This is a genomic window from Parasphingorhabdus sp. (genome assembly GCF_039968395.1).
Classification (GTDB): Bacteria; Pseudomonadota; Alphaproteobacteria; order Sphingomonadales; family Sphingomonadaceae; genus Parasphingorhabdus.
On the sequence record NZ_JBDVPV010000002.1, the window covers coordinates 323,265 to 336,350 of the forward strand.

Consider the following 13,086-nt stretch of genomic DNA (forward strand, 5'->3'; position numbering starts at 1 on the left):
TCGAAACGGAAGGCGCTACCAATTCACTCCGTATACCCAGCCAGTTTCCCGTTGATTACATAGTCCAGTATCTCAACGATCTGTGCGGGTGTTTCTGCAACGGCCATCGCAGCGGCATCAACTTCTTTGAGCGGATGAACAATTTCCGGGCCATGATTGATGATGAGTGGTTTGCCCAACGCCGCTGCATATCCGGCATCAAAAGCGGCATTCCATTGCTTGTATTTCTCGCCAAAACGGACGACAACAATATCCGCTTTCTTGATCAAGCTAGTGGTGCGAATGCCATTGATCTGCGCCCCTTTTCGGTCGTGCCAAAATTTCTTTTCTTCGCCTCCCAAAATGGTCACGCCACAATCATCGGAAGCGGGATGGTCAGTGACCGGCGCCGAGAACTGGACGGGCAAAGCTTTTTCCTTTGCGCCTTTGGCAATTTCTTCGCGCCAATCGGTGTGGATCTCACCCGATAGGTAGATGGACCATATATCTTGCATATTGTCTCTCCTACCGCTCCCTTGTCGCACTAAACTTGATATCGGGATTGCGTTCTTCCTGATAATTTACGTCCCAGCCGCTTTTCGCCAGAAACACCAGATTGTCATCGCGATCCTTGGCCAGTGCGGTCTGGTTGATATTGGCAAAAGCGTTGAGCGTGGCTTCGTCGCCGCTGATCCATCGGGCGGTTTCGAAGGGGGCTTCTTCCAGTTTCGCCTCGACCTTATATTCGGCGGACAGGCGGCTGATCAGCACCTCCAGCTGGAGCTGCCCAACCACGCCGATAATCCAGTTGGCACCCAGCTCGGGATAAAACACCTGGACAACACCTTCTTCGCTCAGGTCATCCAGCGCCTTGCGCAGCTTCTTGGTCTGGGTCGGGTCCTGCAGGATCACCCGGCGGAGAATCTCCGGAGCGAAGTTTGGCAGTCCGGTTATCCGGACCTGGTTTTTTTCAGACAGGGTATCGCCCACCCGCAATGTGCCGTGATTGGGAATGCCGATAATATCACCGGGCTGGGCGGTGTCCGCAATTTCGCGATCCTGCGCGAAGAATAATATCGGGCTGTGGATCGCGATCGGTTTGCCCAGCGCAGACGGCGTCAGTTTCATGCCGCGCTTGAACTCGCCGGAACAGAGCCGCATGAACGCGATCCGGTCGCGATGTTGCGGGTCCATATTTGCCTGAATCTTGAAAATGAAACCGGTGACGTCCTTGCTCTCCGGCGCAATTGGCTCTGGTTCGGCGGGTTGCGGGCGCGGGCTGGGCGCATATTGGGCGATTGCCTCGATCAGTTCTTCGACGCCAAATTGTTTCAGGGCCGATCCAAAATAGACCGGGGTCAGATCGCCATTTTGATAAGCTTCCAGATCGAAGCTGCTATAGCCGCCCTGTGCCAGCTCGCCTTCGCTGGTCAGCCGTTCCAGTGCTTCGTCGCTCAGCACGTCGGCAAGTTTCGGATCATCCAGTCCGGTAAACTGCTGTGCGACATTGTCATAGACCTTGCTGTCGCCTTCGGGCTGGTGCAGCTGGTCGCGCTCAAGATCGTAAATTCCTTCAAACTGTCCGCCCATGCCGGTGGGCCAGCTCATTGGACAGACATCAAGGGCCAGTTTGTCCGCCACCTCGTCGAGCAGATCGAACGGATCGCGGCCTTCGCGATCGACCTTGTTGACGAAAGTGATGATCGGCACGCTGCGCAGGCGGCAGACTTCGAACAGCTTCAACGTCTGTGCTTCGATACCGCTTGCTGCATCAATCACCATGATCGCGCTGTCGACGGCTGTCAGCGTGCGATAGGTATCTTCGGAAAAATCTTCATGGCCCGGGGTATCAAGCAGGTTGAAGGTGATACCGTTCCGTTCAAACGTCATCACCGAACTGGTCACGGAGATACCGCGCTGCTGTTCAATCTTCATCCAGTCGGACCGCGCCCGTCGGTTATCGCCGCGTGCTTTTACCTCACCCGCGAGATGGATCGCGCCGCCCTTGAGCAGCAGCTTCTCGGTCAGCGTGGTTTTACCGGCATCCGGGTGAGAGATGATCGCAAAGGTGCGGCGAGGATTTTGGGAATTGTTGGTCATGACTGGCTCTTGGCAATAGGGAAAATGGGCAGGAGATCAAGCCAGCTGTCAGTTTTCCTTGAGCCGGATGCCCATGCGGAATGAGCGCGCTTCGTCAGGAGCCAGCTCCATCATGCCGGGCTTGCCGGCAAAATTGCCGCTATAGCCGGCAGGATCAGCCATGCCGGCCCACGGCTCGATACATAAATAGCGGGCACCGGGAATCTGCCAGATGCCGAGCCACGGGGTATCGGGGAATTGAATATCCAGCTGTGTCTGTCCCGGCACGCCCCAGGTCAGGCGGCGGCTGTGGAGATTGTCCCAGATCACCGCGTCTTCCTCGAACAACGCGTGGTCGGGTTGTAATGTCCGGCCCTGTACGGGTGTGGGCTGCGGATCGGGGGCGATCAGGCCGGGTTCCACGCCGATCCGCCGTATTGGCGCCGGTTCTGGTTTCTCGAAATTGATCTGATGGTCTGCGACTGAACCACCATAGGGCAGGGGCCAGGCGAAAGCGGGATGATAGCCAAAGCTGAACGGCATGAGCTTGTCATCCTGATTGGTCACTGTCGCCGTCATCGACAGATCCGGACCTTCAATTTCGAACGCCATGTCCAGCTGAAAGGCAAAAGGATATTGCGCGCGGGTCTCGTCATTGGCGTTGAGTGTGAACAGCGCTCGATCTGCCTTCGCTTCGTTCAGCTCAAAATTCTGGCGCCGGGCAAAGCCATGTTTTTCCAGCGCATATTCTGTGGAGCCAAGTCGATAGCAGTCGTGCCGCAGCCGTCCGACAATCGGAAACAGCAACGGAGCGCGGCCCGTCCAATAGGCGGGATCAGCATCGGTCATCAGCTGCCGGTCCTGATGATCAGCCAGTGTCCAGAGCTCCGCACCCAACGGATTTATCGCGGCCCTTAGATGGTCCGATTCAATGTGAACCAGAACCGGTTCGGCTTCATCACTAGCCACGCAATTCCGCTCCGAGCTTACCGGCGGCGGCGACCACTTTGTCGGTCAGCGCTTTCAGATCCTCGTCGGTCAGTGTGGCTTCCGTCGGTTGCAGGGTCACTTCGACGGCGAGAGATTTCTTGCCTTCGCCGACGCTGTCGCCCTCGAACAGATCGAATATTCGCGCGTCGGTAATCAGCTTCTTGTCGGAACCTTTGACCGCCCGCGCCAGATCGCCAGCGGGCAATTCGCTATCGACGATGAACGCGAAATCGCGGCTGACCGCCTGCAACGCGGGCGGTGAAAAGGCGTCCCGCATATGGTCCGACTTTTTCTTCAGCGGGATCGCATCGAGGAAAATCTCGGCGGCGACTGCAGCACCTTTGAGACCAAGCGCCTTGGTCACAGACGGGTGCAAGGCGCCATAAGCGGCAAGGATTTTCTTCGGTCCCAGTCGCAAAGTGCCTGACTGACCGGGATGGTAGTGATTGCCCGGTCCGGCATCATCCGGTCCAAAATCCATCAGCTTGCCAACCGGCGCGCCCGCGGCTTCAAGAATTGCCAGCACTTGTGCCTTGGCGTCATAGGCATCGAATTTGGTCGCGCCGCCGGATTGCCAGCTGCGAGCCTGGTTGGCTCCGGTGAGCACCAGCCCGATGGTCGGGTGCTCCGTTTCTGCCAGATAGCGTCGACCTACTTCAAACAGACGTATCGATGAAGCGCCGCGATCGGCGTTGCGCTGGGCAGCAGATATCAGGCCTGGCAGCAGCGAAGGTCGCATGACTTTCAGGTCTTCAGATATTGGATTGGCCAGCGACCAGTTGCCGCCGCCAAATGGAGCTGCTTCTTTCCCGGAGATAAAGCTCCACGTCACCGTCTCGTTCAATCCGCGCGAAGCTGCAGCCCGGCGCGCTTTGCGCTCGGCCAGTTGTTCGGGCGAAGCTGTTGGCCTGGCCACTCCGGCCTTGCGGGGCAGCGGGGTTGACGGAATGGCGTCCAGACCTTCGATCCGGATGACTTCCTCGATCAGGTCCTGCCAGCCCCCGACGTCACGACGCCATGTTGGCACGGTCACCTGCCAGTTGGAGTCAATGGTGAAGCCCAGTGCTTCGAGGATGGCCTTTTGTTGTTCCGCCGCGACTTCCAGCCCGCCTAAAGTGGCACATTGGTTCGGATCATAGCTGATCACCTTTTGATCAGTTGGTGGTGTGCCAGCACGCGTCACTTCGCTGGCCTTGCCGCCGCAAAGTTCGATCACCAGCGACGTGGCAATATCGATGCCATCATCCAGAAAAGCAGGATCGACGCCGCGTTCGAACCGTTGCCTTGCATCACTGGTCAGCATCAGTTTCTGACCGGTCTTGGCAATGTTTTCGGGCGTGAAATATGCACATTCGATAAGCACATCGGTGGTCGATTTTTCCGACCCGGTTTCTGCGCCGCCCATAATGCCGCCAATATCGTGGGCCCCATTGTTATCGGCAATCACGGTCATGGTTGCATCAAGAACATATTCCTTGTCGTTCAGCGCCGTCAACTTTTCGCCGTCGGTTGCCTTGCGTGCAACCAGACCGCCGCTCAATTTGCTGACGTCATAGACGTGCAGGGGCCGGCCATGGTCCAGCATCACATAGTTGGTAATGTCCACCAGTGCGTTGATCGGTTTTTGCCCGGCCGATTTCAGCCGTGCCTGCATCCAGCCGGGCGAAGAACCATTGGACACGCCGTTGACGGTACAGCCATAGAAAGCGGGACAGCCGTCAGGATCATTGGTGCTCACATCAGGACCTGCGCCCGATCGATCAATTGTTCCCGTGTCGAGCGCCTTGAGCGTTCCCACACCGGCCGCCGCAAGATCGCGGGCAACGCCGCGGACGCCCATGCAATCCTGACGATTGGGAGTGATGGCAATGTCAATCACCGGATCATCGATCTGCGCATAATCGGCATAGCTTTGGCCAACCGCCTCTGCTGCACTGGCATCCAGTTCGATAATCCCGTCATGGTCATCGCCCAGTTCCAGCTCGCGTGCACTGCACATCATGCCAAAGCTTTCGACATCGCGGATTTTTGCCGGCTTCAAGGTGAAATCGCTACCGGGAATATAAGTGCCCGGAGGTCCGAACACGCCGATCATGTCTTTTTTCGCATTGGGCGCACCGCAGACAACTTGCCAGGGTTCGCTGGAGCCATCGTCGACTTTCAGCAATTGCAGCTTGTCTGCATTGGGGTGTGGCCCTGCCTCGATGACTTTCGCCACGCGGAACGGGCGCAGGGCATCGGCCGGGTTCTCGAGCCCTTCCAGTTCCAGACCGATATCGGTCAGCTTGTCGGTGATTTCGGTGAGGCTTGCGGCTGTGTCGAGATGCGCTTTGAGCCAGCTTAACGAGAATTTCATGCGCCGACTCCTCCGCTCAAAGTGGGAACGTCGAGCGCATTAAATCCGTAATGCTCGATCCAGCGCAGGTCGCCGTCGAAGAAAGCGCGCAGGTCATCCATGCCATATTTCAGCATCGCCAGACGGTCGATACCGCAGCCAAAGGCAAAACCCTGCCAGACATCAGGGTCCAGTCCGCAATTGCGGATGACATTGGGGTGGACCATGCCGGAGCCGAGAATTTCCATCCAGCCGCCGCTTTCTCCGCGCGGATCACCGCCAATGATGCGGCGTCCTTTTTCGACAGAGAATCCGACATCGACTTCGGCGGAAGGTTCCGTGAACGGGAAATAGCTCGGACGCAGGCGCAGCTCGATATCGTCACGCTCGAAAAACGCACGGACAAAGGTTTCCAGCGTCCATTTCAGGTGACCCATGTGGATGCCCTTGTCGATCACCAGGCCTTCGACCTGATGGAACATGGGCGTGTGGGTCGCATCACTGTCCGACCGGTATGTCCGGCCCGGCGCGATAATATAAATTGGCTCGCCCGTGCCATCAGTTTGCTTTGCGACATCCATCATCGTCCGGATCTGAACCGGTGAGGTATGGGTGCGCAGCAATTTGGGCATATCTTCGGCATCGGTCTGGGGGAAGTAGAACGTGTCATGCATTGCCCGGGCCGGATGGGTCTCCGGAATGTTGAGTGCGGTGAAATTATGCCAGTCGTCCTCGATTTCCGGACCGGTTGCGACCGAGAATCCGAGATCGGCAAATATTTCAGCCAGCTCGTCCATCACCTGACTGACCGGGTGAATGCTGCCTTTGGGAGTCGCGGGCGGCGGAAGTGTCAGATCGAGAGTTTCGGTTGCCAATTTTGCATTCAGGACTTCTGTCTCCATCGCATCCTTGCGTGCTGCAATCGCATCCGCAACAGCCTGGCGCGCGCCGTTGATTTTCGGTCCCTCGCTTTGCCGTTCTTCGGGCGTCATCTTGCCGAGGGTTTTCAGGAGCAACGAAATTTCGCCCTTCTTGCCCAAGGCTGCTACCCGAATGGCTTCGAGGGCGTCACCATCACTGGCCGCTTCGATTTGTCCGAGATATTTCTCTTTGATTGCTGCGATGTCGCTCATCGTGATGTCCCGTTGTTTGCTGGCTCTTCGTCTAGGCAACCTGCCGGAAAAACCCAATAAAAAAGCGCCGTGAGATTTCTCTCCGGCGCTTCTTTGAAATTATGAAAATGCTCAGGCCTTGGCCAATGCATCCTGCGCCTGTTTGATGATGCCGCTAAATACTGCGGGTTCATTCATCGCCAGATCAGCCATGACTTTACGGTCGAGTTCAATTCCGGCGAGCTTGGTGCCGTGGATGAACGTGCCGTATGTCATGCCTTCTGCGCGAACCGCAGCGTTGATACGCTGGATCCAGATGGCGCGGAAAGCCCGCTTTTTGACCTTGCGGTCGCGATAGGCATATTGGCCTGCTTTTTCGACAGCCTGCCGAGCGATGCGGATCGTATTTTTGCGGCGGCCATAATAGCCTTTTGCCTGATCCAGTAATCTCTTATGTTTTGTACGAGTGGTCGTACCCCGTTTTACACGTGCCATTTTCTATATCCTGTAAATCTGTGAAGTTATGAAGCGCGAGCTGTTAAAGCCCGTATGGCGCCCATTTCTTGACTGTCCGAGCATCTGCATCACACAATTTCTTGGTGCCGCGGTTCTGGCGGATATATTTGCTGTTATGGCTCATCAAACGGTGGCGTTTGCCGGCTACGCCGTGCTTTACCTTGCCGGTTGCGGTGATTTTGAAGCGTTTCTTCACACCACTTTTGGTCTTCAACTTGGGCATTTTGGTCTCCTCTAGAAAGTACCGTTAAGGACCCGCATGGCAGCCCATCACTGGCCAGCGCGTCACATCGGAAGAGCGGCTAATAGCTAGATTCGGCAGGAATGCAAGCGTTATTGCTGTTTCGTTGGCCCCTGATAGATGCGCTCGTATCCACAAGGATAACCCGCACTGCAGTTCAGTTCTTTTTCAATCAAATCCTGCAGTGCTCGCAGTTTGGTGCAATTGTCGTTGCTTGCCTCTGGTAAAATTAGAGCCGGTTGAGGATAAAATTCTTCAATTTTTCTCAGATTTTCGATGAGTTGTGCTTTTGATAGTTCTGTTGCTTCTTCGCTGCCTAGCCAAGACCAAAGGTAACGATCCTCTTTGGGCACCACTGAAATGAGCAATTTGAGGTGAAAATTGTCATCTGTAAGTTCAATCCAGCCATTTCGCGACAGATCGCAGCTTTGATTGTCGGAGATTGACTGTGAGGAGCATGCCGCAAGCAGAAAAACCATAAAGGCTGAACCGATTGTTTTAGCGACGGATGACATATCAAGGCCGCTGACAGATCATTTCGCGTGACCCTGAGACGGATCATGCAAGGCCTGCATCCCTGCACCGGCGGCCGCCATTCGCCCGTGGACCGCTGCGTTCATGAAGGGATGGGGCAGGGCTTTATATTCGCTCGCACTCATCCCCATAAAACGCTGGAAATCCCGGCCGAAATGGGCCTGGTCATAATATTGCGGGTCGATGGTCGATATCCAGTTCTGCTCCGGATTGAGCATATTGTCGGCCAGGCTGCGAAGAAAGCGCTGGCGGCGAAGCAGCAATTTTGGCGGAAAACCAAATGCCTTGCGGCTTAGCCGGTCGAGAGATCGTCCGATAATACCCAGCCGCTCGGCCATTTCCTGGACCGTACCGAGGTCGGGGTCCACCAATATGCTGTGGGCCTGCTGCACTTGATCATTATCTGCAGGGGCCTGTTTCAGCAGTTTCAGCAAGAACTGATTGATGCGTTCCGCTTCTGCAGCAGGCGCAGAAGCGGATGGATCAAAAACAAATTTGCGCAGTCCCTTGAACGATCGGAATCCAGGGTCCTGTTCTCCATCAATATTGCGGTCTGCATAGTCTTCCGCGGAAGCTCCGATAAATTTGACCCATCCCAAGGGCAGCAAACCAATACCCCAGGATCGCATTTTTGCAGATTCAAACCACGAAGATCGGCTGGTGGGTCCCGTCGCAATGAACCGGGGCAGCGGACCTGGCTTCGTATCGCCAATGCCGCCTATCGGGGTTTCCTTCTCGAGAATCCGCAAATTTGCCCATTCCGGATGAAGGTGATCGCCAATCGGCTGACCATCGCTGCTGTTCACCTCGGTCAGATATAACGTGGTGACATAGGGCTGCAGCTCTTCGGCCGGCGTAAAAAAGCGGATCTTTACATCAGATTGGTTCAGTGATGACAAGCAATGGCCTCCAGCACATCATCGACTCGTGACTGGTCTCCGATGGCCAGCACGTGGCCATCAGATTCGGCGTGCAACGGCTCGCCATTCCAGTCACACATCATCCCGCCAGCTCCGTCAACAATGGGGGCAAGAGCCGCATAATCGTGCAACATCAATCCGGCTTCGCAAACCACGTCAACATGTCCGCTGGCGACCAGGCCGTAATTGTAGCAATCGCCGCCATAGATGATTTTCCGGGTCGCCACCTTGCCGGCAAGACCCATGAAATGATCGGCATCATGCTCGTCAAACTGGTGGGGGGTGGTGGTTGCCAGCACGGCATCCTTGAGTTCACGGCATCGCGCGGTCTGCGCTGGTTGGCCGTTAAATATCGTTGGCCGGCCCACCACGCCCAGCCACCGTTCACGGGCAATGGGCTGGTCAATTATGCCGAGAACGGGCCAGCCATCCTGCATCAGTGCGATCAGGGTCCCGAAAATCGGGCGGCCGGCGATAAAGCTGGTCGTTCCATCAATCGGATCGAGCACCCATTGCCGGGAAGCGCCCTCGTTGATCGTGCCATATTCTTCGCCGATGATCCCGTCGTCCGGGCATTCTGCTTCGATAATGCTGCGCATGGCAGCTTCCGCCGCACGATCCGCTTCGGTGACCGGTGTTGAATCACTTTTCGATTCCTGATCGAATTTTGCACGAAATAACGGGCGGATTGCCTGGCCTGCGGCGTCTGCCAGTTGCTCGGCCAGTGCAATGTCTTTTGGGGTCATCGATCTATTCCCTATTGAATTCGATTGGAAGCATCTACCCACTGCACTTTGGGTTTCGTGGTCTTTTGATTTACCCAAGACAAAAAGAAATTGTCTTTGAAATTCGGGCTTTGATAGTAATAGTGACTTTTCAGATAACAAGAGAGATCACAAAATGAATAGTAAAGCGATGATATTGGCATTGGTGGTGACGTCATTCTCATTGCCAGCAGCTGGGTTGCAAGCTCAGCCTCTACCAGAGAATTTTGCTGGCTGCCAAGGCGGTTGTGATGCCGGTGATCGAAATCTTGATGCGGAGTCAGAAGATTTGGCACGCGGGACAAGATATTATAACCGTGGTTTGAAGAAGTTGGAGAGGCGAGAATTTACAAAAGCCGCCAAAAATTTCCAAAAGGCTGTGGACACAATTCCGACAAACGCTGCCTATAATTATATGGCGGGCTCAAGTTTCTATTTCGCAGGTGATCATGAGGCCGCGAAGATCTATCTGACCAAAGCTTTGGCCGCCGAAGGAGATGAAGCGATTGAGCCGGGTCAGCGTGAAATTGCCGAAGGCATTTTAAGAAAAATCGCCCAAGAATAGCGGCCGTCGCCAGTATTCTGCCGACATTGATTGCATTGTCCCCTTGGCTTGTTCGATCCGAAACTGTGATGCGTCAATCAGTTGCAGGTTCGGCAGGCCGCCAGGTCCAGATGTACAGAATCAATCCGGTAATGATAAACATCGCACATCCTGACAGGACCCACGCATTGGCATACCAATAATCACCCCAGGTGAATTCGCCGGACATGATTTTTGCCCAACCCTTGAAATGCTGCATTGCTGCGACGACCAGTCCGAAAAAAGCGAGCACCGATGATATCCAGCGATTCAACCAATGTCGGGGGTTGGCGAGCAGAAGCAGCCCGAGCAAGCCGATGACCGTCCGTTGGGCGCGGCAATAAGGGCAAACATAAACCAGTTCTGCAAACTCAGTGGCCCATGCGAAGATGCAAATGACGATTGCCAATATGGCGATTTGAAAGCGCCAGGCGATCAAGGTTTCAAAACCAGGTATTTGCATTGGATTCCCCCCACCATGTTCGAAGAAATATTTAGTCCCAGAGGCTCGATACCGAGCTTTCATCCGCGATCCGCTTGATCGCTTCACCCAGCAGAGGCGCAATGGTCAGGTGCCGGATTTTGTCTGAATCCTGGACAGCTTCTGTCGCGCCGATGGAATCGGTGATTACAAGCTCTTTCAATCCGCTGTCGTTGACGCGAGCCACGGCGCCGCCGGACAAAACTCCATGCGTGATATAGGCGACAACTTCGGTTGCGCCCTTGTCCTTCAACGCTTGTGCCGCGTTACATAATGTCCCGCCCGAATCGACAATGTCATCGATCAATATGCAAAAGCGCCCGGATACGTCGCCGATGATATTCATGACTTCCGATTCACCTGCCCGTTCGCGGCGCTTGTCGACGATTGCCAGCGGCGCATTGTCCAGCCGTTTTGCCAGTGCCCGGGCGCGAACCACGCCACCGACATCGGGAGAAACCACCATCAGTTCATGCCCCGCGAACCGCGCCTGAATGTCGGCGGACATCACAGGTGCGCCGTAAAGATTATCCGTCGGAATATCAAAAAATCCCTGAATCTGGCCAGCATGAAGGTCAATTGACAAGACGCGATCTGCACCGGCTTCGGTAATCAGATTGGCGACCAGCTTTGCAGAAATAGGGGTTCTTGGCCCGGGTTTTCGATCTTGGCGCGCATAGCCAAAATAAGGAATGACTGCCGTAATCCGTTTTGCAGAAGCGCGGCGTAGCGCATCGATGCCGATCAGCAACTCCATCAGATTGTCATTGGCCGGATGGCTGGTGGATTGCATGATGAATACGTCTTCACCGCGCACATTTTCGTGAATCTCCACAAAAACTTCATCGTCAGCGAAGCGCTTGACGCTGGCATCGGTCAGTTTGATGTCGAGATAGTCCGCGACGGCTTGAGCGAGCGGCAAATTACTGTTGCCGGACATGAGTTTCATGGATTGGCTTCCCCCGAGATCAGGCTCAGCGGAATCAGACTGCGACCGCTGGCTCTTTGAAAATGATTCGCGACCTTGTTAGACAGATGACAGCCAAATCAAAAGCGCCTTTTCATCAAATCCAGCCAGTTTGTTTGAGTGGCGCGACATAAGCGCGCGAGACCGGCACTTCCAGACCACAATCCAATACCAGACGCAGATTGCGACCATCACGTTTTGAGGTCATGATTGCCGACCGGGCAACCCACCAGCTGCGATGAACCTGCATGCCTTCGATACCATCCATTTCTGCTATGGCATCTCCAAGACGCATCAGCAGCATCTCGGTCCGCTCGGGGGTGAGAACCCGGACATAATGATCTTCGACACCAAGTGCAGAGATTTTCTTCGGAAATCCTGCTGGTAATCGATCAAGCAATTTTACCGGGATCCCGTCGAAATGGTTCATATCGGGTTTTGCGTGCGATTGGCCGTCGGCTGTAGCGGGATCTGCTGAACCGTCTCCATCCGGAAAGATAACTCGCATGAGCAAAAAAATCGCAATGCCGATTCCTGCACATTGTACATACAGGAGCGCAAAACCTGCTCCGAGCATAGACCCGTCCATGGTGATGCCGTTGATCGCAAATCCGATCAGAAGAGCGAGCGGCAAGGAGGCGACTGCTACAGCCATGATAATCGCCGCCGGAAACGGGATAGGCGTGCTGTCATCAAGCCAGCCCGCAACCCGGGTTATCGGACGAAAAATCGCATATCCGACGAGGATGAAACCGATCCAGTAAACCAGACGCAATGCGGTGGGCATGGCATAGGTGCCAAAAGGGCCGAGGAGACCGAGAATCAGTCCGATGCCTGCCATAACCAGCAATTCTACACTTAATCTTTGGACCAAATCACTCTCCAAGTCCCGCCCATTCGCGCATCGTGAATGGGCGGAGCGCACAATATGGCGACATTTGCGAAGAAAAGAAACAACCCGCGCATATCCGATGGAATTTCGCAACTGCCATTGCACATACAGGCGAAGCTTCAATGGAAATGAGGATCAGCGACATGGCAAAACAAAAACCAAATTATGCAGGCGGTTATTCGGTACAAACAATGATATTGCTTGGCGGGGCGATCATATTGATGACTTTTGCTGCCATGGCTTTGACCCGGATGACGGGTGGATTTGTGGCCGATGAAAACACAATCGCGGAACAGGGTGGATTGAACTTGCCGATCATTCTTCATCTGGCGACAGTGATACCGGCAGTCCCGCTTGGCGGTTATGTAATGTGGCGCAAAAAGGGAGACGCGATCCATAAATTGCTGGGGAAGATCTGGGTGATGTTGATGGTTGCAACTGCAATTGTGAGCTTCTGGGTCGGAGAGCCAGGCACCGGTCTTGGTGGCACAGGCCTCAGCTTCATCCACTTGTTCTCGGTATTGGTACTGGTTTCGGTTCCGCTGGGAATCTGGTCGCTTCGGGTCGGCGACATTGCAGGCCATCAAAAGGCGATGCAGGGCATGTATATCGGGTTGATCGTAGCTGGCCTGTTTTCGTTCATGCCCGGACGAAATTTGGGTATTCTCGTTTTCGGATAAAACATTTGCCGAG

15 protein-coding genes are annotated in these 13,086 nt (G+C 54.9%); 2 read left to right on the forward strand and 13 right to left on the reverse strand.

What is annotated here, in order from left to right:
* Nucleotides 1-23 precede the first annotated feature (23 nt).
* The 10 genes from ABJI30_RS05715 to hisN form a co-directional block, all read right to left on the reverse strand.
* On the reverse strand, nucleotides 24-494 hold the full coding sequence (locus ABJI30_RS05715) for a YtoQ family protein (RefSeq protein WP_348016220.1): 471 nt from the start codon (nucleotides 492-494) through the stop codon (nucleotides 24-26).
* Between the two features lie 10 nt (nucleotides 495-504).
* Nucleotides 505-2,079, reverse strand: a complete 1,575-nt coding sequence (locus tag ABJI30_RS05720) for a peptide chain release factor 3 (RefSeq protein WP_348016221.1) — start codon at nucleotides 2,077-2,079, stop codon at nucleotides 505-507.
* A 48-nt stretch (nucleotides 2,080-2,127) separates the two neighbouring features.
* Complete coding sequence (locus ABJI30_RS05725) at nucleotides 2,128-3,027, reverse strand: aldose 1-epimerase family protein (protein ID WP_348016222.1); 900 nt, start codon at nucleotides 3,025-3,027, stop codon at nucleotides 2,128-2,130.
* Nucleotides 3,020-5,404, reverse strand: a complete 2,385-nt coding sequence (gene pheT, locus ABJI30_RS05730) for a phenylalanine--tRNA ligase subunit beta (RefSeq protein ID WP_348016223.1) — start codon at nucleotides 5,402-5,404, stop codon at nucleotides 3,020-3,022. Before pheT ends, ABJI30_RS05725 begins: the two co-directional genes overlap by 8 nt.
* Nucleotides 5,401-6,516 carry a phenylalanine--tRNA ligase subunit alpha gene (pheS, locus tag ABJI30_RS05735; RefSeq protein WP_348016224.1) on the reverse strand — a complete coding sequence of 372 codons (1,116 nt, stop codon included), beginning with the start codon at nucleotides 6,514-6,516 and terminating at the stop codon, nucleotides 5,401-5,403. Before pheS ends, pheT begins: the two co-directional genes overlap by 4 nt.
* A gap of 111 nt (nucleotides 6,517-6,627) precedes the next feature.
* A complete protein-coding gene (rplT, locus tag ABJI30_RS05740; RefSeq protein ID WP_348016225.1) occupies nucleotides 6,628-6,990 on the reverse strand; it encodes a 50S ribosomal protein L20 in 363 nt (120 codons plus the stop codon).
* A gap of 43 nt (nucleotides 6,991-7,033) precedes the next feature.
* Nucleotides 7,034-7,234: a 50S ribosomal protein L35 gene (gene rpmI / locus ABJI30_RS05745; RefSeq protein WP_348016226.1), complete on the reverse strand. Its 201-nt coding sequence runs from the start codon at nucleotides 7,232-7,234 to the stop codon at nucleotides 7,034-7,036.
* A 110-nt stretch (nucleotides 7,235-7,344) separates the two neighbouring features.
* Nucleotides 7,345-7,767, reverse strand: coding sequence for a hypothetical protein (locus ABJI30_RS05750; RefSeq protein WP_348016227.1), 423 nt, complete (start codon nucleotides 7,765-7,767; stop codon nucleotides 7,345-7,347).
* 18 nt (nucleotides 7,768-7,785) lie between these two features.
* Complete coding sequence (locus ABJI30_RS05755) at nucleotides 7,786-8,685, reverse strand: AraC family transcriptional regulator (protein ID WP_348016228.1); 900 nt, start codon at nucleotides 8,683-8,685, stop codon at nucleotides 7,786-7,788.
* Complete coding sequence (gene hisN / locus ABJI30_RS05760) at nucleotides 8,673-9,452, reverse strand: histidinol-phosphatase (protein ID WP_348016229.1); 780 nt, start codon at nucleotides 9,450-9,452, stop codon at nucleotides 8,673-8,675. The genes ABJI30_RS05755 and hisN overlap by 13 nt, the downstream gene beginning before the upstream one ends.
* 175 nt (nucleotides 9,453-9,627) lie before the next feature.
* Between hisN and ABJI30_RS05765 the strand changes: the two genes are divergently transcribed.
* Entirely contained in the window at nucleotides 9,628-10,035 is a 408-nt protein-coding gene (locus tag ABJI30_RS05765; RefSeq protein ID WP_348025405.1) for a hypothetical protein, read from the forward strand.
* A 73-nt stretch (nucleotides 10,036-10,108) separates the two neighbouring features.
* Here ABJI30_RS05765 and ABJI30_RS05770 read toward each other — a convergent pair whose 3' ends face one another.
* From ABJI30_RS05770 to ABJI30_RS05780, 3 genes are all read right to left on the reverse strand, one after another.
* Complete coding sequence (locus tag ABJI30_RS05770) at nucleotides 10,109-10,516, reverse strand: hypothetical protein (protein WP_348016231.1); 408 nt, start codon at nucleotides 10,514-10,516, stop codon at nucleotides 10,109-10,111.
* Between the two features lie 31 nt (nucleotides 10,517-10,547).
* On the reverse strand, nucleotides 10,548-11,483 hold the full coding sequence (locus ABJI30_RS05775; protein WP_348016232.1) for a ribose-phosphate pyrophosphokinase: 936 nt from the start codon (nucleotides 11,481-11,483) through the stop codon (nucleotides 10,548-10,550).
* A 115-nt stretch (nucleotides 11,484-11,598) separates the two neighbouring features.
* Nucleotides 11,599-12,375: a LytTR family DNA-binding domain-containing protein gene (locus ABJI30_RS05780; protein WP_348016233.1), complete on the reverse strand. Its 777-nt coding sequence runs from the start codon at nucleotides 12,373-12,375 to the stop codon at nucleotides 11,599-11,601.
* Nucleotides 12,376-12,536: 161 nt separating this feature from the next.
* Here ABJI30_RS05780 and ABJI30_RS05785 point away from each other — a divergent pair, with 161 nt between their 5' ends.
* Entirely contained in the window at nucleotides 12,537-13,073 is a 537-nt protein-coding gene (locus ABJI30_RS05785; RefSeq protein WP_348016234.1) for a DUF2306 domain-containing protein, read from the forward strand.
* Nucleotides 13,074-13,086: the final 13 nt, after the last annotated feature.

Bases quoted from the DNA above. Each gene is read 5' to 3' on its own strand.
- ABJI30_RS05720 (WP_348016221.1), bottom strand. From the start codon at position 2,079: ATGACCAACAATTCCCAAAATCCTCGCCGCACCTTTGCGATCATCTCT.
- rplT (WP_348016225.1), bottom strand. From the start codon at position 6,990: ATGGCACGTGTAAAACGGGGTACGACCACTCGTACAAAACATAAGAGA.
- hisN (WP_348016229.1), bottom strand. From the start codon at position 9,452: ATGACCCCAAAAGACATTGCACTGGCCGAGCAACTGGCAGACGCCGCA.
- ABJI30_RS05770 (WP_348016231.1), bottom strand. From the start codon at position 10,516: ATGCAAATACCTGGTTTTGAAACCTTGATCGCCTGGCGCTTTCAAATC.
- ABJI30_RS05750 (WP_348016227.1), bottom strand. From the start codon at position 7,767: ATGTCATCCGTCGCTAAAACAATCGGTTCAGCCTTTATGGTTTTTCTG.
- ABJI30_RS05775 (WP_348016232.1), bottom strand. From the start codon at position 11,483: ATGAAACTCATGTCCGGCAACAGTAATTTGCCGCTCGCTCAAGCCGTC.
- pheS (WP_348016224.1), bottom strand. From the start codon at position 6,516: ATGAGCGACATCGCAGCAATCAAAGAGAAATATCTCGGACAAATCGAA.
- rpmI (WP_348016226.1), bottom strand. From the start codon at position 7,234: ATGCCCAAGTTGAAGACCAAAAGTGGTGTGAAGAAACGCTTCAAAATC.
- ABJI30_RS05715 (WP_348016220.1), bottom strand. From the start codon at position 494: ATGCAAGATATATGGTCCATCTACCTATCGGGTGAGATCCACACCGAT.
- pheT (WP_348016223.1), bottom strand. From the start codon at position 5,404: ATGAAATTCTCGTTAAGCTGGCTCAAAGCGCATCTCGACACAGCCGCA.
- ABJI30_RS05785 (WP_348016234.1), top strand. From the start codon at position 12,537: ATGGCAAAACAAAAACCAAATTATGCAGGCGGTTATTCGGTACAAACA.